28 protein-coding genes are annotated in these 21,755 nt (G+C 60.4%); 18 read left to right on the top strand and 10 right to left on the bottom strand.

Features of this window, described 5'->3' with window-relative positions; genetic code table 11:
- Nucleotide 1: 1 nt before the first annotated feature.
- The 4 genes from ACOQFT_RS15050 to ACOQFT_RS15035 form a co-directional block, all read right to left on the bottom strand.
- The gene (locus ACOQFT_RS15050; RefSeq protein WP_421598709.1) at nt 2–415 is read right to left on the bottom strand and encodes a universal stress protein; all 414 of its coding nucleotides are present in this window, start codon (nt 413–415) and stop codon (nt 2–4) included.
- An 88-nt stretch (nt 416–503) separates the two neighbouring features.
- The gene (locus ACOQFT_RS15045) at nt 504–854 is read right to left on the bottom strand and encodes a hypothetical protein (RefSeq protein ID WP_421598708.1); all 351 of its coding nucleotides are present in this window, start codon (nt 852–854) and stop codon (nt 504–506) included.
- The gene (locus tag ACOQFT_RS15040) at nt 847–1,758 is read right to left on the bottom strand and encodes a DMT family transporter (RefSeq protein ID WP_421598707.1); all 912 of its coding nucleotides are present in this window, start codon (nt 1,756–1,758) and stop codon (nt 847–849) included. The genes ACOQFT_RS15045 and ACOQFT_RS15040 overlap by 8 nt, the downstream gene beginning before the upstream one ends.
- Complete coding sequence (locus tag ACOQFT_RS15035; protein ID WP_421598706.1) at nt 1,755–2,633, bottom strand: LysR family transcriptional regulator; 879 nt, start codon at nt 2,631–2,633, stop codon at nt 1,755–1,757. Before ACOQFT_RS15035 ends, ACOQFT_RS15040 begins: the two co-directional genes overlap by 4 nt.
- 119 nt (nt 2,634–2,752) lie before the next feature.
- On the opposite strand from ACOQFT_RS15035, the gene ACOQFT_RS15030 reads away from it, so the two are divergent.
- Nucleotides 2,753–3,334 (top strand): FMN-dependent NADH-azoreductase, encoded by a 582-nt coding sequence (locus tag ACOQFT_RS15030; protein ID WP_421598705.1) that lies wholly within the window; start codon nt 2,753–2,755, stop codon nt 3,332–3,334.
- Nucleotides 3,335–3,410: 76 nt separating this feature from the next.
- Here the strand turns inward: ACOQFT_RS15030 and ACOQFT_RS15025 are convergent, their stop codons facing one another.
- Nucleotides 3,411–3,941: a prolyl-tRNA synthetase associated domain-containing protein gene (locus ACOQFT_RS15025; protein WP_421598704.1), complete on the bottom strand. Its 531-nt coding sequence runs from the start codon at nt 3,939–3,941 to the stop codon at nt 3,411–3,413.
- A 263-nt stretch (nt 3,942–4,204) separates the two neighbouring features.
- Here ACOQFT_RS15025 and ffh point away from each other — a divergent pair, with 263 nt between their 5' ends.
- From ffh to trmD, 9 genes are all read left to right on the top strand, one after another.
- Nucleotides 4,205–5,713, top strand: a complete 1,509-nt coding sequence (ffh, locus tag ACOQFT_RS15020; RefSeq protein ID WP_421598703.1) for a signal recognition particle protein — start codon at nt 4,205–4,207, stop codon at nt 5,711–5,713.
- Nucleotides 5,714–6,268: a GNAT family N-acetyltransferase gene (locus tag ACOQFT_RS15015; protein WP_421598702.1), complete on the top strand. Its 555-nt coding sequence runs from the start codon at nt 5,714–5,716 to the stop codon at nt 6,266–6,268.
- Nucleotides 6,269–6,302: 34 nt separating this feature from the next.
- Complete coding sequence (locus tag ACOQFT_RS15010; protein WP_421598701.1) at nt 6,303–6,599, top strand: chorismate mutase; 297 nt, start codon at nt 6,303–6,305, stop codon at nt 6,597–6,599.
- Between the two features lie 71 nt (nt 6,600–6,670).
- Nucleotides 6,671–7,060 (top strand): 30S ribosomal protein S16, encoded by a 390-nt coding sequence (gene rpsP, locus ACOQFT_RS15005; protein WP_170388164.1) that lies wholly within the window; start codon nt 6,671–6,673, stop codon nt 7,058–7,060.
- A 12-nt stretch (nt 7,061–7,072) separates the two neighbouring features.
- Entirely contained in the window at nt 7,073–7,708 is a 636-nt protein-coding gene (gene bluB, locus ACOQFT_RS15000; RefSeq protein WP_421598700.1) for a 5,6-dimethylbenzimidazole synthase, read from the top strand.
- 13 nt (nt 7,709–7,721) lie between these two features.
- Nucleotides 7,722–7,862 (top strand): hypothetical protein, encoded by a 141-nt coding sequence (locus ACOQFT_RS14995; RefSeq protein ID WP_421598771.1) that lies wholly within the window; start codon nt 7,722–7,724, stop codon nt 7,860–7,862.
- Nucleotides 7,855–8,358 (top strand): ribosome maturation factor RimM, encoded by a 504-nt coding sequence (rimM, locus tag ACOQFT_RS14990; protein ID WP_421598699.1) that lies wholly within the window; start codon nt 7,855–7,857, stop codon nt 8,356–8,358. The genes ACOQFT_RS14995 and rimM overlap by 8 nt, the downstream gene beginning before the upstream one ends.
- The gene (locus ACOQFT_RS14985) at nt 8,358–9,173 is read left to right on the top strand and encodes a hypothetical protein (RefSeq protein ID WP_421598698.1); all 816 of its coding nucleotides are present in this window, start codon (nt 8,358–8,360) and stop codon (nt 9,171–9,173) included. Before rimM ends, ACOQFT_RS14985 begins: the two co-directional genes overlap by 1 nt.
- The gene (gene trmD, locus ACOQFT_RS14980; protein WP_421598697.1) at nt 9,170–9,967 is read left to right on the top strand and encodes a tRNA (guanosine(37)-N1)-methyltransferase TrmD; all 798 of its coding nucleotides are present in this window, start codon (nt 9,170–9,172) and stop codon (nt 9,965–9,967) included. Before ACOQFT_RS14985 ends, trmD begins: the two co-directional genes overlap by 4 nt.
- On the opposite strand, the gene ACOQFT_RS14975 is transcribed toward trmD, so the two are convergent.
- Nucleotides 9,964–10,764, bottom strand: a complete 801-nt coding sequence (locus ACOQFT_RS14975) for a GH25 family lysozyme (RefSeq protein WP_421598696.1) — start codon at nt 10,762–10,764, stop codon at nt 9,964–9,966. The genes trmD and ACOQFT_RS14975 overlap by 4 nt on opposite strands.
- A gap of 379 nt (nt 10,765–11,143) precedes the next feature.
- Here ACOQFT_RS14975 and rplS point away from each other — a divergent pair, with 379 nt between their 5' ends.
- The 3 genes from rplS (at nt 11,144) to ACOQFT_RS14960 (ending at nt 12,178) form a co-directional block, all read left to right on the top strand.
- Nucleotides 11,144–11,527: a 50S ribosomal protein L19 gene (gene rplS, locus ACOQFT_RS14970; protein ID WP_010437578.1), complete on the top strand. Its 384-nt coding sequence runs from the start codon at nt 11,144–11,146 to the stop codon at nt 11,525–11,527.
- Nucleotides 11,528–11,538: 11 nt separating this feature from the next.
- Complete coding sequence (gene rpmE / locus ACOQFT_RS14965; protein ID WP_170428949.1) at nt 11,539–11,760, top strand: 50S ribosomal protein L31; 222 nt, start codon at nt 11,539–11,541, stop codon at nt 11,758–11,760.
- Nucleotides 11,761–11,950: 190 nt separating this feature from the next.
- Nucleotides 11,951–12,178 carry a hypothetical protein gene (locus ACOQFT_RS14960; protein ID WP_421598695.1) on the top strand — a complete coding sequence of 76 codons (228 nt, stop codon included), beginning with the start codon at nt 11,951–11,953 and terminating at the stop codon, nt 12,176–12,178.
- Between the two features lie 22 nt (nt 12,179–12,200).
- Here the strand turns inward: ACOQFT_RS14960 and ACOQFT_RS14955 are convergent, their stop codons facing one another.
- On the bottom strand, nt 12,201–13,796 hold the full coding sequence (locus tag ACOQFT_RS14955) for an MFS transporter (protein WP_421598694.1): 1,596 nt from the start codon (nt 13,794–13,796) through the stop codon (nt 12,201–12,203).
- An 80-nt stretch (nt 13,797–13,876) separates the two neighbouring features.
- On the bottom strand, nt 13,877–14,764 hold the full coding sequence (locus ACOQFT_RS14950; protein ID WP_421598693.1) for an AEC family transporter: 888 nt from the start codon (nt 14,762–14,764) through the stop codon (nt 13,877–13,879).
- Nucleotides 14,765–14,971: 207 nt separating this feature from the next.
- Here ACOQFT_RS14950 and ACOQFT_RS14945 point away from each other — a divergent pair, with 207 nt between their 5' ends.
- Both ACOQFT_RS14945 and ACOQFT_RS14940 read left to right on the top strand, forming a co-directional pair.
- Nucleotides 14,972–15,781, top strand: a complete 810-nt coding sequence (locus tag ACOQFT_RS14945) for a division plane positioning ATPase MipZ (protein ID WP_421598692.1) — start codon at nt 14,972–14,974, stop codon at nt 15,779–15,781.
- Nucleotides 15,782–15,946: 165 nt separating this feature from the next.
- The gene (locus tag ACOQFT_RS14940) at nt 15,947–16,765 is read left to right on the top strand and encodes a DUF2189 domain-containing protein (RefSeq protein WP_421598691.1); all 819 of its coding nucleotides are present in this window, start codon (nt 15,947–15,949) and stop codon (nt 16,763–16,765) included.
- Between the two features lie 227 nt (nt 16,766–16,992).
- On the opposite strand, the gene ACOQFT_RS14935 is transcribed toward ACOQFT_RS14940, so the two are convergent.
- Both ACOQFT_RS14935 and ACOQFT_RS14930 read right to left on the bottom strand, forming a co-directional pair.
- On the bottom strand, nt 16,993–18,231 hold the full coding sequence (locus ACOQFT_RS14935) for an adenylate/guanylate cyclase domain-containing protein (RefSeq protein WP_421598690.1): 1,239 nt from the start codon (nt 18,229–18,231) through the stop codon (nt 16,993–16,995).
- Between the two features lie 65 nt (nt 18,232–18,296).
- Nucleotides 18,297–18,731, bottom strand: coding sequence for a MarR family winged helix-turn-helix transcriptional regulator (locus ACOQFT_RS14930; protein WP_421598689.1), 435 nt, complete (start codon nt 18,729–18,731; stop codon nt 18,297–18,299).
- Between the two features lie 75 nt (nt 18,732–18,806).
- Between ACOQFT_RS14930 and hmgA the strand changes: the two genes are divergently transcribed.
- From hmgA to fahA, 3 genes are all read left to right on the top strand, one after another.
- Nucleotides 18,807–20,162 (top strand): homogentisate 1,2-dioxygenase, encoded by a 1,356-nt coding sequence (hmgA, locus tag ACOQFT_RS14925; protein ID WP_421598688.1) that lies wholly within the window; start codon nt 18,807–18,809, stop codon nt 20,160–20,162.
- Complete coding sequence (locus ACOQFT_RS14920) at nt 20,162–20,314, top strand: hypothetical protein (protein WP_421598687.1); 153 nt, start codon at nt 20,162–20,164, stop codon at nt 20,312–20,314. Before hmgA ends, ACOQFT_RS14920 begins: the two co-directional genes overlap by 1 nt.
- Before the next feature lie 79 nt (nt 20,315–20,393).
- A complete protein-coding gene (gene fahA / locus ACOQFT_RS14915; protein WP_421598686.1) occupies nt 20,394–21,650 on the top strand; it encodes a fumarylacetoacetase in 1,257 nt (418 codons plus the stop codon).
- Nucleotides 21,651–21,755: the final 105 nt, after the last annotated feature.

Here is a 21,755-nt window from a genome sequence, read left to right as displayed (position 1 = left end):
TCTAACGTATCACGAAAACCGAGACCTTGGCGTGATTGGCCAGGTATCCGGCGTGGCTTGAAAAGATATAGTCGGTGATCCTCGGCGCATGGGTGCCTGCGACAATCAGGTCGGCACCGATTCCTTCGGCGGCGCGGGCCAGGTCGCCATCGACCTCAGCCGCAACATCGACCGAGTGGATATTCAGGTAAGCGACTTCCGTCCCGCTGTTCGTGGCAAGCTGGTCAGCGAAGGCGCGCAGGTCGTCGTTGATTGCGCCATCCGTCTGAACCGGATCACCGGGTTGGTTTCCCGTCACGCTTACAATTGTAATCTTCGCGCCCTGCCACTTGGCAACCTCGGCCGCGACGTCAGCGGCTTTACGAACCTCTGGCGGAAGATGCAGGTCAACGGGGAACATGATGTGAGTGTACATGGCGAATTCCTCCTTGACCCCAAGTATAGAGATTTTCGCATGTATCAGCCTTGATCTGCCTCAACGGGCGGCATGCGCCGAACGCCGCCTATCCTTCCTGACTATATTGAACACCGGTGATGACGCCGAACGGATCCGCCAGACACAACCACGGCGACTGCGCACCAACAACAGATATCGTTGTTACTGACCCTGTAGGTTCGGTCTTGGTGGAAATCGCAGAAACATCCTCTGGCCGCACCCCGGTTTCGGCGGAAACAAGCGCCTCGCAACTGCCGTGCAGTTCCGTTTCGTAGCTATTGAAATGTGGATCGGGCGGGGTGCAGGCGGACAATCCTGCCGCCGCGATCAGAATGAATGCTGGTCTCATCATCTCATGCCTGTTTATTGCCTGCCTCTGACGCTGGCACAATTTCAGGGGAAGGCAAGCTTCATTCATGCACCGGGTTCGTTGTGCCGCGCTGTTCTTCGGATTTCAGCAGCAGCACAAGCGCGATGACGGTCAGGATTGCGCCCACAACAACCAAAAGCGGAGGCGGCGTCTGTCCCAGCGCGATTTCCCAAAGGATCACCCAGCTGGGCGTCAGGTAGGTATAGGCCATCACCTTGGCCGAGGGCAGCCGCAGCGTCGCAAACTGCACCAAAACAAAACTGGCCGCCGTGGCAAAGATCGAGACATAAAGCAGCCCCACCCAGACGATCAGCGGCAAGTTGGCCCAATCGGTCGCCCGGATGTCGGACCACCCAAAAAGCGTTAGCAGAACGCAACCCGCGACCAGAGTGCCAAAGGTAAATACCACCGCCGGTTCGCCCCGGTTCAGCTTGCGCACCATCGGCGTGTAGACCGCGTGCGCCACGCAGCCCCAGAAATAGATGATCTCGCCGCCTCCGATCTGGAACGCGGTAAAAGCCTGCCAATCCGCGCGGAAAATGACCCAGAGCGCCCCTACGGCACCGACCGTCAGGGCAAGGGCCATCCGGGGCGTCGTGATCTGCCGCAGCAGCACCCAGCCCGCCACCGCCGACATTACCGGGGTCAGCGTGAACACGGCGGCCGCGCTGACCGGGGGTGCGGTCTTCAGGCCGTAGAACATCAGAACGAAATAGCCGGCAAACAGCCCTCCCAGCACCAGATAGCGCCACGGCGCCTGCGCCGCGCTGCGCGGCAGGCCGGTGGTCATCAGTGCCGCAATCCCGATCACAACCGCTGCAATCAAAAAACGCGCCGCCGTGATTGCCTCGGGCGCGATCTGGTTGGCGACCAAAGAGCCCAGCGAAAAGCTGCCCGCCACCAAGGCCGAAAACACAAGCATGGCCAGATGGCCCTGTGCTTGGGGGGTCACGCCAGCCAGCCTTTGGATTGATCCTTAAGGAATGTCAGAAAACTCTGCACCTTGGTGGTGCGGTGCAGATCCACATGGGTCACTAGCCACAGGTTCCCGAACCATTCCGGCAGCGGGTCTATCACCTCGATCAGATTGGGGTCGCGGGCGGCCTCCCAACGGGCCATGAAGCCGATCCCGGCACCGGACAGAACCGCCTCGCGGATGCAAAAATTGTTGGTGCAGCGAAAGGTGATATTCTCGGCCGGGACCGTTGCACGCAGCCACCGTGAAAACGGAGCGCGGCTGTTTTCGTCATCAGTGCTGACGAAGCTGTGGTTGGCGAAATCCTCAATATTGGCGGGCTTTCCGTTGCGCTCCACGTAGGCGGTGCTGGCAAACAGGCCGACCTCTTGCGTGATAAAGGGCTGCACCACATTGTCCGGCTGATCCGGGGCCGACCCTGCGCGAATAGCGACATGTGCTTCTCCGTATTCAAGGCGGAACAGGCGGTCTCCGGTCAGGTAGCGCACGATCAGGCCCGGGTGCAGGCGCTGAAACTCGCTGAGCACCGGCACCACCAGCGGCGCCAGCGACGACAGAGACGTCACGACCAGCTCACCCGAAACGTCATCGCCACGCCCCTTCATCCGTCCGACCAGTTGGTTGAACTGATCCTCGGTCGCCTGCGCCACGCGCAGCAGGTCCTCTCCGGCTTCGGTGGGGGTGTATCCGCGCGCGTGGCGCTGGAACAGCTTGACGCCCAGCCGCGCCTCGATCGCGTCGATGTGGCGGATCACGGTGGCATGGTGCACGCCCAGCACCTCGGCCGCGCCACTGACGGTGCCCATGCGGGCCACCTGATAAGCGGTTCTGACTTCGTCCCAATTGTCCAAGGCGTCACCTTATTGTGCAAATTCCAACATCAACTGTTGATGTATCCGAGTTTTGTTCATGTACGCAACATCCATATTGGGCGCAGACGAGAATTTCCTATCCAAAAGGACCAAGTGAAATGACCAAAACCATCCTGCATATTGATGCCTCGGCCCGCCGCGAAGGGTCTGCCACCCGCGACCTGTCCGATCGCATCGTCAAGCATCTGGGCGCCGCGCGCATCATCCGCCGCGATCTGGCCAGCCCCCTGCCCCTGCTGACCGAAGACTGGATCAACGCCAATTTCACCCCCGCCGATCAGCGGGACGAGACCCAGCGCGATCAACTGGCGCTGTCGGATACTCTGGTGAATGAACTGCAGAAGGCTGACACCATCGTCATCGGTCTGCCGATCTATAACTTCTCGGTGCCTGCGGCGTTCAAAGCGTGGATTGATCTGGTGGCCCGCGTTGGCCTGACCTTTTCATACGCCGAGTACGGCCCCAAGGGCCTGCTGGAGGGCAAACGCGCGATACTGGCGATTGCTTCGGGCGGTACCGCGGTCGGGTCCGAGGTCGATTTCGCAACCAACTATGCCAAACACGTACTTGGTTTTATCGGCATTCATGATGTGGATGTTGTTGCCGCCGATCAGATGAGTCTGGATGCGGAAACCACGATGGCCAAAGCACAGAAAGCCGTCCTGGAACTGGCGGCCTGATCGCCTGTACCTATAAAATCCTGCGCGCCCAGACTGTTCCTACAACGGCTGGGCGCACTTGTTCTATACCGTAGGTTTAGGGCAGCCAGGTCACCTCACAGCCGACCTGGTCGAAGAACGCCATCAGATCAGCCCGCGCCATCGCAACGGTGCGGTCATTGACCAGAGGGTGCATATAGATGACATCCGCCTGCTGCGCCGCCCCATCCATGAAGAACCGCACATTGTTCGTAACCCCGTTGATCATCGCCAGCGGGCTGACCGCTCCGGGACGGATACCGAGGTTCTGCAGCAACCGGTCCGCTGAACCGAAGGACAGATTGCCCACACCCAGCTCTGCCCCCAGCGCCTTGAGGTCGATCTCGCGGCTTTGTTCCAGCGTCACCAGATAGTTCCGCTTTTTCTTATCGCGCAGATACAGGTTCTTCAGGCGCAGGGCATTTTCGCCCGACACCATGAACTGATCCTCGACCGATTTCGACTCTTCGACCGTGCGCAGCGGCACATGGGTATGCAGGCGATAGGCCAGACCCCAGTCGTCCAACTGCGCCAGCAGCGCATCGGAGCTGAGCGGTAGCGTGTCCTGAAAGGCGGATGATGCGTCCATGAGAGACTCCTGATGATATCGCGTTGCTGATGCCGCCAAAGCCAGCCGGTTTCAAGGCCTGCCCGACGTGTCCGGCTTGACTATGGACGAAAACGGACATAATGAACCGCCCAACATCCGGAAGAGACGATCCTTCCGGTCCCTTGAGTCGTTCAGGGATCGCCCCCCACCAGCGAGTTTCGCCCGTGGGGGCAATTGTGTATTTAACCGGTGTTTCCTACCTAGGAAGTGCCACCAGATAACCGGCTAAGGAGGCCGAAGGCATGTTTGAAAATCTATCCGAACGCCTTTCCGGCGTCTTTGACCGGCTAACCAAACAGGGCGCCCTGTCCGAAGAAGACGTCAAAACCGCCCTGCGCGAGGTTCGTGTTGCCTTGCTTGAGGCCGACGTCTCGCTGCCGGTGGCGCGTGAGTTCGTCAAGAAAGTACAGGAACAGGCGACTGGTCAGGCGGTGACCAAGTCGATTACCCCCGGCCAGCAGGTCGTCAAGATCGTGCATGACGCACTGGTCGATACACTGCGTGGTGAAGAAGACCCCGGCAAGCTGAAGATCGACAACCCGCCCGCCCCGATCCTGATGGTCGGTCTGCAGGGCTCGGGTAAAACGACCACAACCGGCAAGCTCGCGAAGCGCCTGAAAGAGAAAGAGGGCAAAAAGGTCCTGATGGCCTCGCTGGACGTCTATCGCCCGGCGGCGATGGATCAGCTGGCCGTTCTGGGTACGCAGGTCGGCGTCGATACGCTGCCGATCGTTCCCGGTCAGAAACCCGTCGACATCGCCAAACGTGCCAAGCAACAGGCGACGCTGGGCGGTTATGACGTCTATATGTTGGATACCGCTGGCCGTCTGCATATCGACGAAGTCCTGATGGACGAGGTCGAGCAGGTCCGTAACGCGGTTGACCCGCGCGAGACCCTGCTGGTCGTCGACGGCCTGACCGGTCAGGTCGCTGTTGAAGTCGCCGAAGAGTTCGACGCCAAAGTCGGCATCTCGGGCGTGGTCCTGACCCGGATGGACGGCGACGGGCGCGGTGGTGCGGCGCTGTCGATGCGTGCGGTCACTGGCAAGCCGATCCGCTTTGTCGGTCTGGGCGAGAAGATGGACGCGCTCGAAACCTTCGAGCCGGACCGGATCGCCGGTCGTATTCTGGGCATGGGCGACATCGTTGCTCTGGTCGAAAAGGCCCAGGAAACGATGGAGATGGAACAGACCGAGCGCATGATGAAGCGCATGGTCAAAGGTCAGTTCAACATGAACGACCTGAAAATGCAGCTGGAACAGATGATCCAGATGGGCGGCATGCAAGGCATGATGGGCATGATGCCGGGCATGGGCAAGATGGCCAAGCAGGTCGAAGAGGCGGGCATGGATGACAAGGTGCTCAAGCGCCAGATCGCCATGATCCAGTCAATGACCAAACGCGAACGCGCCAACCCGCAGTTGCTGCAGGCGAGCCGCAAGAAACGCATCGCGGCCGGTTCGGGGATGGAGGTCAGCGACCTCAACAAGCTGCTCAAGATGCACCGGCAGATGTCGGACATGATGAAAAAGATGGGCAAGATGGGCAAAGGCAAGATGCTGAAACAGGCCATGAAGGGCATGTTCGGCAAAGGCGGCCCCAGCCCCGAAGAAATGGCAGCAGGCATGGACCCAAAGGCGCTGGAACAGGCGGCCAAGGCGATGGGCGGCAAGATGCCCGGCGGTCTGCCTGGCATGGGCGGCGGCATGGCTCTGCCTCCGGGCCTCAGCGGGTTTGGCAAGAAGAAGTAAATGAACGCCATCGCCCAACATATCCCCCGGCTTGAGACCGAGCGCCTGATCCTGCGCGCGCCGTCCGAGGCTGACCTTGATGCCGACGCCGCATTTTTTGCCAGCGACGCATCTCGGTTTGTCGGCGGCCCGCTGCGTCGGGATGAGACATGGCGGTCGATCGCCATGCTGCTGGGGCATTGGGCTATGCGCGGCTACGGCTTCTGGGGCGTCGAGGAAAAAGACACCGGCACCTATGTCGGCCGTGTTGGCCTGTGGTTCCCGGAAGGCTGGCCCGAGCCCGAGGTCGGCTGGACGCTGATGAGCGGTGCCACTGGCAAAGGCTACGCGACCGAGGCCGCATTGGCCGCGCGCGCCCACGCCTATGATGTTCTGGGCTGGGAAACCGCGATCTCGCTGATCGACCCGGATAACGACGCCAGCAAAGCCGTTGCCAAACGGTTGGGCGCCCAGCTCGACTATCATTATGAGCACCCGAAATTCGGCAACACCGAAATCTGGCGCCACCCCGCCCCAGAGGATCTGGTGAATGGCGGGATGGAGGCCTACGCATGACCCACACCGCTTTGACCTCCGAAAGGACCGGCCAATGACCAACCCCGTGACGCGGGCAGCCACGCTGTTGAAAGAACACCGCGAAAGTATCGACCGGCTGGACGCGATCCTCGTCTATACGCTGGGCGAGCGGTTCAAGCACACGCAGGCCGTTGGCAAGCTCAAGGCCGAACACGACCTTCCCCCGTCCGACCCCTCGCGCGAGGCTGCGCAGATCGCACGGTTAGAAGACCTGGCAGTACAGGCCAATCTGGATCCTGATTTCGCCAAGGCTTTCTTGAATTTCATTATTCAGGAAGTCATCCGACACCACCGGAAACATCAGGAATAATCATCCGTTTCCACGAATACCAAGAATAACCGGAACTGCTCCGGTAAACGCCATCCAAAGGAGATACCACCATGGCAATGAAAATTCGTCTCGCCCGCGGCGGCTCGAAAAAACGTCCCTTCTACCGCATCGTGGCTGCTGACAGCCGCATGCCCCGCGACGGCCGTTTCATCGAGAAACTGGGCACCTACAACCCGCTGCTGCCGAAAGACAGCGAAGAGCGCGTGAAAATGAACATGGAGCGCATCCAGTACTGGCTGGATCAGGGTGCACAGCCCACCGACCGTATCGCACGTATGCTGGAAGCAGCCGGCACCCGCGAAAAGGCCGAGCGCAACAACCCCAACAAGGGTACCCCGGGCAAGAAAGCTCAGGAACGCGCGGAAGAAAAAGCTGCAAAGGCTGCTGAAGCGGCCGAAGCTGCTGCTGCACCGGCTGAAGAAGCGGCTGCTGAAGAATAAGCAGGCGGGCGCGTGCAGGATCAGACTTTCACCGACGATTTCCGCACGCAGTTCGACCTGTTGATGCGGCTCCGGCGCGATGTGCGCCGGTTCCGCACCGACGCGATAGACGAGGCAGTGCTGGCGCGCTGCCTCGACGCTTTTCGACTGGCCCCCTCGGTGGGGCTGAGCGAACCCTGGCGCGTGATCCGCGTCGAAAGCGAGGCCGCGCGCGCGGCGGCGCTGAAGAATTTCCAAACTGCGAATGCCAAGGCCCTGGCCGGGTATTCTGGTGAGAAGGCGCAGCTTTACAGCGGCCTGAAACTGTCGGGGATGCAAGAGGCCCCGGTGCAACTGGCCGTGTTCTGCGACGATGCCACCGACAAGGGGCAAGGTCTGGGCGCGGGCACCATGCCCGAGGCACGCCGCTATTCCGTCGTTTCGGCCATTACATTGTTCTGGCTGACTCTGCGCACGCACGGGCTGGGATTGGGCTGGGTGTCCATTCTGGACCCCGGCCAGATGGCCCGCGATCTGGATGTGCCGGAAAACTGGCGTCTGGTCGGCTATTTCTGTGTCGGCTGGCCCGAGGAATTGTCGGACACGCCCGAACTGGAACGTGTTGGCTGGGAATGCCGCGACGACACCCTGACGGTTGAGGTGCGATAGACAGATGTTCGGATTGATACGACTTCCCATCCTGTTGCTGATCGCTTTTATTGTGGGCGTGTTCTTTGAACGCGGCAACCAGCGCGAGGCCTGCGCCGCGCGGGGCGACTGGCAGGATGGGCTATGTGTGACGGTGGATGGGCCAAATGAGTGATCTGATCTGCGTCGGCAGCATTGCGGGTTCTTACGGCGTGCGCGGCGAAGTGCGCCTGAAAAGCTATTGCGCCGCACCCGAAGATATCGAGGCGTATTCTCCGCTGACCGACGAGGCCGGCGCCCAGCGCTATCCCCTGGTCCTGACCCGCTCGATCAAGAACGGGTTCGCCGCACGGCTGGGCGGGGTCGAGACCAAGGAAGAGGCCGACGCGCTGAAAGGCCTGCGCCTGTTTGCCCGGCGCGATCAGCTGCCCTCGCTGCCCGACGACGAATTCTATCACACCGACCTGATCGGGCTTGAGGTCTATGACACCGGCGGCACCCTTCTGGGCCGGGTGAAATCAGTGCAGAACCACGGCGCGACCGACCTGCTGGAACTGCACGGGCCGGGCCTGAAAGCCACCGTTCTGCTGCCCTTCACGCTTGAGGCCGTTCCGACCGTTGATCTGGACAAGGGCCGCATCATCGCCGATCCGCCCGAAGGGCTTATCTGATGCGCCGCGTCCTGCTGCATCTGGGCCTGCACAAGACAGGAACCACAGCGGCACAGTCTTTCCTCTATGACAATCGCGAGCTGATCTGGCCGCATTTCGCGCTGGTGCTGCCCTATCGCACGCGCAAATCCGGCCTGTCCCGGGCGGCGACCAACCACTCGGTCTATGGAACCGTTGGTACGCTGTCCGAATTTGGCACGCAGGTGCGCGACTTTTTAGACTCGATCGATTTTGGCGGTAAACGCGGCCTGATCGTCAGCGAGGAAAACTTTGCCGGTTTGCGCCCCAGCCGTAACATCGAAAACGGCTATGCAACCGCGCCAGAGCTTGCGGCCTGTCTGGTGGATGCAATCCGCCATCGGTTATCCGGGCAAGAGGTCGAAATTACCATCTACCTGTCGCTGCGCCAACGCGGCGGCTGGCTGCGCAGCCTTTGGGCGCATGATCTGGAGCGCATCCGCCAGGTGCATGATTTCGAAGCCTTTCGATCGAACATGGATCACCTGCCACCCTTGCAGGATACCGTGGATCAGATCCGGGACAGGCTGCCATCGGTCACCGTTACCGCCGAATGGCTTGAGGAACTGCAGTTGCGCCGCTATGGCCCCGGCACCCCGTTTGCCGAGTATCTGGACCTGCCCCGCGACAAGGCCAAGCTGCTGGTGCAGCCCACCAAGGTCAACAGTCGCCTGCCCGAGGACGTGCTGGTCGAATTGCTGGACCTGAACCGCTCGCGCCTGGACGAGGCTGCTCTGATCGAACAGAAGAAAGCGATTATTGAACGCGCGAAAGGCGCTTTGATCGGCACGACATGACTGACAAGCCTAGCAAATCCCACGGTCGCAAAGCGATCCGACCCACCCTGAAACCGCGTGAGTTGATGACGCCCACGCCCGATCTGCATGGGGTATGGAAAGCAAAGATCATCACGCTGTTTCCTTCCGCCTTTCCCGGCGTTCTGGGCGAAAGCCTGACCGGCAAAGCCCTGCAAGAAGGGTTGTGGCAGCTGGAAACCGTCGATCTGCGCCAGTTCGGCATCGGCAAGCACCGCAATGTGGATGACACCCCCGCAGGCGGGGGCGCAGGCATGGTGTTGCGCGCCGATGTACTGGGCGAGGCGATCGAGCACACGATGGCCGGGATACAGGGCAACTGGCCGCTGATCTATCTCAGCCCCCGGGGCCGCCGGATGGACCAGCGCATGATGCAGCACCTGGCGCGCTGTGACGGTATGACCCTGCTGTGCGGCCGTTTCGAGGGCGTTGATGAGCGGGTACTGGAGCATTACGGCGTGCAGGAAGTCTCCTTGGGCGATTTCGTCATGACCGGCGGCGAGATCGCGGCGCAGGCGCTGATCGACGCGACGGTGCGGCTGATCCCCGGCGTGCTGGGCAATCAGGCCTCGGCCGAAGAGGAAAGCTTTTCCTCGGGCCTGCTGGAGCATCCGCAATACACTCGTCCCGCCGAGTGGAAGGGTCGCCCGATTCCCGACATCCTGATGTCCGGCCACCACGGGCGCATTGCCGACTGGCGGCACGAGATGTCGGAACAGATCACCCGCGAACGGCGTCCCGACCTGTGGGAGAGCTACAGAAAGGCGCGGGACTAACCCCCCGCCTTCCAGCGCGCCCAGATCTCCGGGTGGCCGTTGAACGTGTTGATATCCACCTTGCCCTGTACGCCCGGCACCAGCCCGGTGCCGGTGTATTGCCAGAACCGCCAGATCATGCCGGGATAGACCTCACGCGGGTGCCCCGCGACCGAGCGCAACCAGAACTCGGTTTTAGGCAGCCGTCCGATTTCGGTGTCTTCGAAGAAATCAACCGTCGTATAGATGATGGGCCGACGACCGTAATGGCGCTCCAGTATGTCGAGGAACCGCTGCGCCTCGGCACGGACCTTGCGGCCATCGGGGCGCAGCCTGCAGGTCTTGGAATGCGGGGTCCACTCCATGTCCAGCACATGCGGCAGGTCGGCCCCCTTGGGCACGTTGCGGATGAACCATCGCGCCTGCTCATGCGCGGGGCGGCAGAAATAATAATAGTGATACGCGCCCCAGGGCACCCCGGCCGCCTGCGCGCCGCGCCGGTGGTCGTCGAACATGGGGTCGGCCACGTCACCGCCCTCGGTCGCCTTGATGAACACGAAACTGACGCCCGACGCCCTGGCCCGGCGCCAGTTGATCGGTCCCTGCCAGCGCGACACGTCCAGCCCGTGCACCGGGTAATGACCGGGATGCCGCCCGTCCCAGTCATGCGGGTCGGCATCGCCAAAGGCCGGGTAAATGACCGCAGGCGATGTGGTGTCCAGAAAAGCTTTGGCCTCGACCTGTTGGGGCGGAGGGGTACTGCGACCGCAGGACAGGGTCGCAAAGGCCAGAACGGCCAGCATCAACGCAATGCGCATGATCCATTCCTGTTGTAAATTTCTGCTCTTGTAATTGCCTCCAGAATGACTGATCGGTCGCACAAGGCAACGGCGTAGTTTGCGGACAGCGGAATCTTACCGTTTCCCCTGCAATCCATGACGATTCAGACTTGATCCCTGTCCGCAAATTCCTTAAACGACGGCAATCCGGTGCCGCGAAACGCGACTCCGGTGCTTTGGTTTGCATCATGGCGCAACGCTCGGCTTTCTTCGGCCACGGCGTGTCAGGGCGGACCGAACCCAAGGAACATTCGATCTGACCTCTGGCGGGCTGCACGCAGGACCCGGTGAAGACCAAGAGCTCTCAGCCCGTGCCCAAACTTCGTGGACCAACCACGAGCAGATAGGAGTAACTGCGATGGACCTGATCGCACAGCTTGAGGCGGAACAGATTGCCGCCCTGGGGAAAGACATCCCCGATTTCAAAGCCGGTGACACCATCCGTGTCGGCTTTAAAGTGACCGAAGGGTCGCGTACCCGTGTGCAGAACTACGAAGGCGTCTGCATCGCGCGCAAAGGTGGCAACGGCATCGCCGGTTCGTTCACCGTCCGCAAAATCTCGTTTGGCGAAGGCGTGGAGCGTGTGTTCCCGCTGCATTCGACCAACATCGACAGCATCACCGTAGTCCGCCGTGGCCGCGTCCGTCGCGCCAAACTGTACTACCTGCGCTCGCGCCGTGGTAAATCCGCGCGTATCGCCGAAGTCACCAACTACAAGCCCAAGGCTGGCGCCGAGGCGTAAGGAGCGGAAAGATGAAAAAAGACATCCATCCCGATTATCACGTCATCAACGTCAAAATGACCGATGGCACCGTGGTTCAGATGAAATCCACCTGGGGCGCCGAAGGCGACCAGCTGGCTCTGGAAATCGACCCCTCCTCGCACCCCGCGTGGACCGGTGGCTCGTCGCGCCTGATGGACGCCGGCGGCCGCGTGTCGAAGTTCAAGAAGAAATACGAAGGTCTGGGCTTCTAAGCCTGTCCCTTTTGAAATGCGAAAGGCCGTCCCTCGGGGCGGCCTTTTTCTTTGTATGATTGAAAGGCTGCACATCAATTCCACAAAAGCCGAAGCAGATAGCGCATCACTGACATCGATCCCGTCAAGGGCTGGTGGATTCTATTTTTGGCGGTAACATGTATATCAAGCCACGACGGAGACCCTGACAATGCCCCAGTACAATGACATGATCGAGCTTTCGGTAGAGGACATGGAACTGATCGAAACGGCGCTGCGTGGCTCGGTCGCCTCGTTGTCGCAGGCTGGGATGGATGAGGACGAAGGCGGCAATGCGGACCGCGAAGAAACTCTGCGCCGTATTCACGATCTTCTGGGCAAGCTGCACGATCAGAAGGTTTTCTACCGCCCGAAAGACGGGGTGTATCTCGGGGGTTAGGCCCGGCAGGACCACAACGCGATTACCGTGGGTCGCGCGTCAGTTCCGCCGCGCTGTGCACCGGTGGCACCGGCCCGCGCAACAACATCAATGCCAGGGCCATCCCGATCAGTGCCGCAACCGCTGCGACCAGCATGGCGCTGTCAAAGGCGTTGTCCTGCAAGTCCCGCAGCGCTTTGGCCAGGGTGGTTCCAGTCGTTGGGTCCATCCCGGCAATCTGCTGTTGTATCTGGCTGGGCGTACCGTGGGTCAGCGCATGGGCCAGATCCTCGCGCTGGGTTGATCCTGCGGGCAGCGCGTCAATGACCTCGGACAGGCCCCGGCGTTTGGTGATGGATTCAGCAAGACCTCCGACCACGGCACCCAGGGTGGCGCCGAAATACAGGCAGGCGTTGATCACGCCTGAGCCCTGACCCACATGTTCCTCGGGCAGCAGGCGCAGGCCGAGGCGGGGTAGCAGCGAAAAGCAGACGCCCAAACCAATGCCAACGATCAGCAGCTTCCACCAGATTTCGGCATATTGCGTGGTGTTCGTGGTCGTCATCAGCAACAGGAACCCGCAGGCCATCGCGCCAAGGCCAATCGCAACCGGCCATCGAAAGCTGTAGGGCGCCAGAAACCGCGGCGCGGTGACCGAGATGACAAACATGCTGAGGCTGAGCGGCATGATCGCCAACCCTGCGCCGATTGACGAATACCCGAAAGCATCCGGCGACTGCACGAAAGTGTTGAAATAGACAAAGAAGCAGAACAGCGTGAAGCCGGTAAAGAACATCCCTGCCGCGGCCATGAAATAGCGCGGGTGGCGGAAATATCGCAGTTCGATCAGCGGGTCTGCGGCGCGGTGGGAAACGATGACCAGAACAACCGTTGCCAGCGCCGCGATGACCAGTGGCACCAGCGTGAGCGGCGTGGCCCAGCCCCCACTTTCCCCGTTGCTGAGCGCAAAGGACAGCGGCCCGAGAAACAGCAGGATGGCAACCGCTCCCGGATAATCGAATTTTGCCCCCTCAAGCCGCGTGTCGGGGACGTATTTGCGCCGGCTGACATGCAGCCCAATGGCAAAGGCCACCACCAGCAGCAGCAGGTCGGCCGCAAAAACCGCCCTCCAACTGACATAGTGACCAAAGGCGCCACCGACGATTGGCCCGACACCGATGGCAAGGCCAACGATTGCGCCCCAGGCCCCGGTGACGCTGGCGCGTTGTTCTTCCGGCGTTGCTGCCGTCAGCAGCGACAGAGAGGTTCCGAACAACGCGGCCGCCCCTGCCCCCTGCGCCCCGCGTCCAAACAGCAGCATTGCCCCATCCTGCGCAAACAGGACCGAGGCCGACCCGATGGCAAAAACGATCATGCCCAAGAAAAACACGCCCATCTTGCCGGTGATATCCCCCAGCCGGCTGACGATGGTGACAAGCGTGGCGCTGGCCACCGTGTAGGTCGCCATCACCCATTGCAGCCCGGACGGCGTCAGGTCGAACTCTGCCTTGAGGTTGGGCAGGATGGTTGCGACAGCGGTGGTGTTGAACCCCACGACCATCATGCAGATCGCGGTCATTGCCAGCACCACACGGGCGCGGGCCTGCGGGGTCACATCTTCCGAGGTCTCGTCACGCATCAAACTGCCCTCAATCCGTTCTGCTTTAACGCAATTATTCAGCAGTTTAGCGATTTTTGCCTCTGCGCATAGGGTGCGCGTCAGATCCAGTATGACAGCGCGACGGGCAGCACGACAATGGTGCTGAGCGTCGAGACCAGAATAAAGCCCGCCACATCCGACCCGTATTCCGGCACATGTTGATCGATGAACAGATAAGTCGCCACTGAAGACGGCATCAGGCAACACAGGATCACCGCGCCGCGTTCGGCCCCGGCAAAGCCGAACGCCCAGACCAGCGCACTGGCGATCACGACCGCCATTCCCAGATGCAGAACGGTCAGCATCACCGCGCGGCCAAGGCTTTGGATCTGCAACGTTGCCAGCGTGTGGCCCAGGGTCAGCAGCATCAGCGGGATCGACAGCCCTCCGAGAATGTCAAAGGCCTTGGCCACCGGCTGCGGCAGGCTGTATCCGCTGGCCATCAGGATCAGCGAGATCACCACCGCGCAGATGATAGGCGATGTGGCGAGTTTCTTCGGTGAGAATTCCCCGGCCGGTATCCACATGCCAACAGTGAAGATGCTGATCAGCACGACCACCACGAAGCCCATCGTATAAGCCATCCCAGCATCGCCCAGCGCCAACAGGGTAATTGGCAATCCGATATTGCCGACATTTCCGTGCATCAACGGCGTCAGAAATGCCCGCACCGGCAGGCGCATCGCCTTCAGGGCAACAAGCCCCAAAACCCCAAACCCGGCAATGGCCAACGCGGCGGCGGCCATCACATCCAGAATCGTACCGACGGCGATATTGGTGGTGGACAGGTGCGAAATGATCAGCGTCGGATACCCCACGCGTGAGACAAGCCCGCCGATCACCTTGTTGTCGAAGGGTGCCTTGATCAGCGCCAGGCAATAGCCGATTCCGGCGCAGATCAGCACCGGCAGGACCACGTTCAGAACGTTCAGAAACAGATGGTCCAACGGCTGCCCCTATCGCGATTCCCTGCGCCTGACAGTGAATCAGGGCGCCGCATTTGACAAGCTCGCAGCCTAACCCGCCCGCACGCCTTGGTTTTCCAAATTAGAGCCTGATATCACCGACTGAGGTTCTTCCCTTCCCGCATTCCACAACATATAGTGGCTCACAACAACGTGTGGGCAAGCACGGCGGGACATGGGAAGACAGGCATGGCACATATCATCGTAGTGGGGAACGAGAAGGGCGGCGCAGGCAAATCGACCGTGTCGATGCATGTGGCCACCGCTCTGGCACGGCTGGGGCACAAGGTCAGCACGCTGGACCTGGACCTGCGGCAGCGCAGCCTTGGGCGCTATTTCGAAAACCGCGGCAACTTCATGAACGGCTCCGAGGCACCTCTGCCCAGCCCGCGCCACCATGACCTACCCGAGATCGACGCCAGCAAGCTGAAACCCGGTGAGAATATCTATGACCACCGCCTGTCCGCCGCAGTGGCCGAGTTGGAAAGCGACAGCGATTTCATCCTGATCGACTGCCCCGGCTCGCACACCCGCCTCAGCCAGGTGGCGCATTCGCTGGCCGACACGCTGATCACGCCACTGAACGACAGTTTCATCGATTTCGACCTGCTGGCGCGGATCGATTCAAAGGGTGAGAAAATCCTAGGGCCGTCGGTTTATTCCGAAATGGTCTGGAACGCCCGGCAGCTGCGCGCCCAAGCCGGGCTGAAACCCATCGACTGGGTCGTCGTGCGCAACCGCGTCGGTACCCAGCGCATGGTCAACAAGGAAAAGATGCAGCGCGCGATCGAGATGCTGTCGCAGCGCATCGGTTTCCGCGTCGCCTCGGGCTTTTCCGAGCGGGTGATCTTCCGCGAACTGTTCCCGCGCGGGCTTACCCTGCTGGACCTCAAGGATATCGGTGTCAAACAGCTGAACATCTCGAACATCGCCGCGCGGCAGGAGCTGCGTGACATGATGAAAGAGCTGAACCTGCCGGGCGTCGAGATCGATTTTTAAGGGGCCCTGCCCGGTCCGACACGCGCGACGCCGCTACTGAACTCCTCCGCCTTGCCCTTGTGCCTCACCTGTTGCAGACTTGTTTGCGAAGGAAAGGCGCCTGTTCACAGCTGGTTCCGTTGACAATCGGATCAGCAAAGCACTGTGCTTTGGGAGGAGCGTGCCATGACATCGGACACCGAAGGGTCCACACCGCCAGACAATCTGACACAGCAGCCGCAAACCGTGCCCGAGGTCAACACGATGACGGCGAGTGATATCACCGCGTCGCTGAAGGCCGGGTTTTCCGATTTTCTGGCACGCCCGGTCATGAGCGGCTTTTTCGGCCTTTTCTATGCGCTTTTCGGCATCCTGTTTGTTTGGGGTCTGGTCTGGCTCGGCAAGATCTGGATGATCATTCCCGCCATTGTCGGCTTTCCGCTGGTCGCGCCCTTCGCCGCCGCCGGGCTGTATGAGATGTCCCGCCGGTTGCAGAAGGGTGAAAGTTTCGGTTGGTCTGAAATCCTCAGCGTCATGGCCAATCAACGCAAACGCGAAATGGGCTGGATGGCCTTTGTTACCCTGTTCATTTTCTGGGTGTGGATTTATCAGGTTCGGCTTTGGCTGGCGATCACCCTGCAGAACGCATCGTTCTCAGATTTTGACGGGTTCCTGCATACCGTTTTTTTCACGCCGCAGGGCTGGGCCTTTCTTGCTGTTGGCACCTGCGTCGGTGCGTTTCTGTCGGCGGTCCTGTTCACGGTAACCGTCATTGCCATGCCCATGCTGCTTGACCGGGAAACCAATTTCGTGTCCGCCATGTTGACGTCCATCCGGGTCGTTGCGGAAAGCCCGGTGGTCATGCTGACGTGGGCGGCGATCATCTCGGTCACCATGCTGTTGTCGATGGTTCCGGCGTTTCTGGGCCTGATCTTCACCCTGCCGATCCTTGGCCACGCCACTTGGCATCTGTATCAGCGGGCCGTGCCACCAGCGCAGGGATAGTTTCCCACGCACTGTTTCCGCTTGCCCCGCACCTGATGAGCCGTAGAGTTTTGGAATCACGCCACTGAACAAGGTAGTACGAAAGCGATCACTGAAGGTGCTCAACAACCCGATAAAACTCTGCCCATGCCATACTGTGTTCAGGGACAATGGTGTCTTCACCGCAGTTGATCCAGTATTCGGCAGGAACCGCAAAGGGGTCACACTCGCCTTTTTGAAACATCCGGCTACGGCGCAGCCTCATTATACACCGTAAACAGCTCCTTCGGTTCAGTCACACCGCGCAGCATGTATCGACCGACAGACACAAGGTTCTGACCGCAGGGCTGCGCCGCGCGCGCAACGTCGTCCGAGATCAGAATACGCTGCCCCAATGACCGGTGCATTCCGGCGATCCGGGCGGTCTGGTTCACGGCGGGGCCGATCACGGTGAAGTCCAGACGCGTCTCGGACCCGATGTTTCCATACAGGATCTCACCCGCGTGCAGGGCAAGGGTGAAGCTGGCTACCGGCAGGCCCTCGGCCTCGCGGCGGGTGTTCAGGGCCTCCATCCGTTGCTGCAATACCGGCACGGCTTTCAGTGCGGCACGGGCGTCTTCGTCGATCTCACCGACGTCGAACATCGCCATCAGCCCATCGCCCATGAATTTCAGAATGTTGCCGCGATTGTCGTGAACCACACCCACGGCGACGGCCAGGTAATCGTTCAGCATGTCGATGATTTCGTTACCCGGCAGCTCTTCGGACAGGCTGGTGAAACCTTCAAGGTCAAAGTTCCAGATCACCGCATCGATCTGCTGCAAGGATCCGCGCCGGATTTCGCCCGACAACACGCGGCGCCCAGCATCGCGGCCCAGGTATACCCGCATCAGGTCTTTGGATATCCGGGCGCTGGACGCGGATTTCAGCGCCAATCCCAGATGCGGCAGCGCCGTGTTGATCAGATCCAGATCACAGTCCCGGAACCCTTCCGGCGCGTTCGTAGTCCAGGACATCAGAACCCCATCCACGGCCTCTTTGGTGTTTCCTGTTACACTCTGGGTCGGCACGTCAAAGCTGACCCCGGTGGCATAATAATCGGTGGCCCCGATCTGGCGCAGATCATTCAGCAAGGGATAGCGATTGGCTTCGTTCTGCTCGACCAGACGCTCGCGGATTTCATCCACCTCATTGTTCAGAATCGCGTAGAGGGGGCTTTGTATCCACTGCTCGCTGGGTTCTTCGGTATATTCAAACGTCTCGGAATCACCCCCCCGCCCCTGATACCAGCTGAATCCGGTGCCGCCGTAGACCGGGTGCAAGGCCGATTGCGCCGCATGAAACCGCATCAATGGCACGCCCAGCTCCAACAGCTTGTTGCAATAGCCGTCCAGCAACTCTTCTTTCGCGGCCCCTTCCAGGCCGCGGGTCACAATCCATTCAATAAGATCAGTTGATTTCGCCGTATCGGCGTTCGGGGTCGTCATTTTATTATTATTCCAGTGTCCGCTCTGGTTGTCATCTGGGGGCCAGAGGCCTGAATTACCAGTGTTCACACCATATGCGCCAGTCGGTGCAGCATTTTGCGTAACAGGGCCGCCTCGTCTTCGCTGAATTGTGCCGCCAACCGAGTGTCATACTGCCCGGCGATTTCGCAAAGCTCGTGGTAAACGGATCGGCCCAGGGCCGTCAGCGCCAGGTTTTCGACCCTGCGATCCGTTGCACTGCGACTGCGCTGCAGATACCGGCGTTCCTCAAGCCTGTGAACTGCGCGGCTGATTTTGGTCTTGTGAAGCCGCGCTTGGTCACCGATCTGTTTCGCGGTCATTTCGCCGTTATTGCCCAGATGGAACAACACCCGCCATTCGTTGCGCAGCATACCGTAGCGGTCCTTGTAGAGCTTCTGAAACTCCAATGAACTTTCCTCGGCCGCGCGGTTCAGCAGGTAGGGTAGGAAATCCTGCAAGTTAAAGTCATCTTTTTTCATGGAATCGTCCCGAGTCATGCTTGTTAGTTACAAAACCAACTATTATCCCTCAAGCAGAAAACGGAGGAACACAGGATGAACCATCCGACTGATCCGCATGAATTGACCCAAGCCAGCAGCCCGGTCGGCACTTATGCGGGCTACATGCCCGGCTTTGGCAATGACTTCGAAACCGAGGCCCTGCCCGGCGCCTTGCCGCAGGGAATGAACAGTCCCCAGCGCTGCAACTATGGCCTTTATGGCGAACAGCTGAGTGGCACGGCCTTTACCGCGAACCCGCCCGAACGGACGTGGTGCTATCGCATCCGGCCGTCGGTCAAGCATTCGCATCGCTATGAAAAAATCGACCTGCCCTTTTGGAAATCGGCGCCTTTTGTTGATCCGGACGTGATCAGCCTGGGCCAGTACCGCTGGGATGCGGTGCCGCATTCCGATCAGGGGCTGACCTGGTTGACAGGTATGCGCACGATGACCACGGCAGGCGACGTGAACACGCAGGTCGGCATGGCCAGCCACATCTATCTGGTCACCGAGTCGATGGTGGATGCCTATTTCTACTCGGCAGATTCCGAGCTGCTGGTGGTGCCGCAGGAAGGCCGCCTGCGCTTTGCCACCGAACTGGGGATCATCGACCTGGAACCCAAGGAAATCGCGATCATCCCGCGTGGGCTGGTCTATCGGGTCGAAGTTCTGGAAGGCCCCGCGCGCGGGTTCGTCTGTGAAAACTACGGTCAGAAATTCGAACTGCCCGGGCGCGGCCCGATCGGTGCCAACTGCATGGCCAATCCGCGTGACTTCAAGGCCCCCGTTGCGGCGTTTGAGGATCGCGAGGTGCCCTCGACCGTGACCGTCAAGTGGTGCGGGCAGTTTCACACCACCAGGATCGGCCAAAGCCCGCTGGATGTGGTGGCCTGGCACGGCAACTATGCGCCCTACAAATACGACCTGCGCACCTATTGCCCGGTCGGCGCGATCCTGTTCGATCATCCCGATCCGTCGATCTTTACCGTGCTGACCGCGCCTTCGGGGCAGCCCGGCACTGCCAATATCGACTTTGTCCTGTTCCGCGAACGATGGATGGTGGCCGAGGATACCTTCCGCCCGCCCTGGTACCACAAAAACATCATGTCCGAGCTGATGGGCAACATTTACGGCCAGTACGACGCCAAACCACAGGGCTTTGTTCCCGGCGGCATGAGCCTGCACAACATGATGCTGCCGCACGGGCCGGACCGCGAGGCGTTCGAGAAGGCGTCGAATGCCAACCTCGGACCGGACAAGCTGGACAACACCATGTCCTTCATGTTCGAAACCCGGTTCCCGCAGCACCTGACACCTTTCGCCGCCAACGAGGCCCCCTTGCAGGACGATTACATTGACTGCTGGACCTCGCTTGAGAAAAAGTTCGACGGAACACCGGGCAAGAAGTGATGGATGCCGGCTACATTGTCATCGCCGTGGTTTTAGGCATCATCGGCATGTCGATATGGGCATTGCGCGGCCGCTGGAACGGAAAGCGCGACCACTACAGGCACAATTCAATGCCCGGCCATCGCCAGGAGGGCTCTTCCCGCGGCGACTGATAGATGGAAACAGGAACATGCGGCATACCTTTTCCCGGTGCCACTTTCGCAACGACGACAAAGACAACAAGGAACGCCTATGACCCTTTCGAAATCCTGGGTGGCCTCGGCCAATTCCGCCGACCACCCGTTTCCGCTGAACAACCTGCCCTATGGTGTCTTTTCAGTAGATGGGTCCGACCCGCATTGCGGCGTGGCGATCGGAAACATGATTCTGGACGTTACCGCAGCCGAAGCCGAAGGTGTGATTGAACTGGACGACGAGCCGCTGTTCGACCTGCCCTTCTGGAACCCGCTGATGGAGCAAGGCCCCGCCGTCTGGGCCGCATTGCGCGCGCGGCTGACCTATCTGCTGGCCGAAGGGTCGGATGAACAGGACCAAGTGGAACCCCTGCTGGTTCGGCAGGACAAAGCCGAACTGCACTTGCCCTTTGCCGTCAGCGAATACACCGACTTCTACGCCGGTCGTCACCACGCGCAAAACGTCGGCACCATGTTTCGCGGGCCGGAAAACGCGCTGCCACCAAACTGGCTGCACATTCCCATCGGGTATAACGGCCGGGCCTCTTCGGTTGTCATCTCGGGCACCGATATCCGCCGCCCCTGGGGTCAGTTGAAGTCGCCAGACCAGGAGAAACCCGCTTTCCTGCCCAGCCGCCGATTCGACATCGAGCTGGAGATGGGCGCCATCGTCGGCACCCCTTCTGAGGGGCCGATCACAGTGCAGGAGGCCGATGACCACATCTTTGGATATGTCCTGCTGAACGACTGGTCAGCCCGCGACATTCAAGCGTGGGAATACCAGCCTCTTGGCCCGTTTCAGGCCAAGGCTACCGCGACATCCATCAGCCCTTGGATCGTGACCAAGGCCGCGCTGGAGCCGTTCCGTTGTGAGACCCCTGCGCGCGAACACGAGTTGCTGGATCACCTGAAGGACTGTGGTCCGATGCTCTATGACATCGACCTGTCCGTGACGATGGCCCCCGCGGGCAAACCTGCCACCACGATCGCCCGGACGAATTACAAGGAGATGTACTATTCCGCCGCGCAGCAACTGGCGCATCACACCACCTCGGGCTGCCCGATGAATACCGGCGATCTTCTGGGTTCCGGCACAATCTCGGGCCCAACGAAATCCGAACGTGGCTCGCTGCTTGAACTCAGTTGGGGCGGAAAAGAACCGCTGACGCTGGACAGCGGCGAGACGCGCAGCTTCATCGAGGACGGTGACACCCTGACCCTGACCGGCGCGGCCAAAGGCAAGGGATTCACAATCGGCTTCGGCAACTGCACCGGCACAGTATTGCCCGCACTCTCAAACCCCTACGCACGGTAAGACCAATACAACGGTCGAGGACATTCCGTCGCATTTGATCCAGATCGTTTTGCGGCGGAATTTTCGGTGAAACCATTGGCTCAAGCCTTCGGCTCCACAGGGCCG

It is taken from the genome of Ruegeria sp. MALMAid1280 (assembly GCF_049195285.1).
GTDB lineage: Bacteria > Pseudomonadota > Alphaproteobacteria > Rhodobacterales > Rhodobacteraceae > Ruegeria.
Note: the sequence above shows the minus strand (reverse complement) of the source record. Positions and strands in the feature narration are given on the sequence as shown.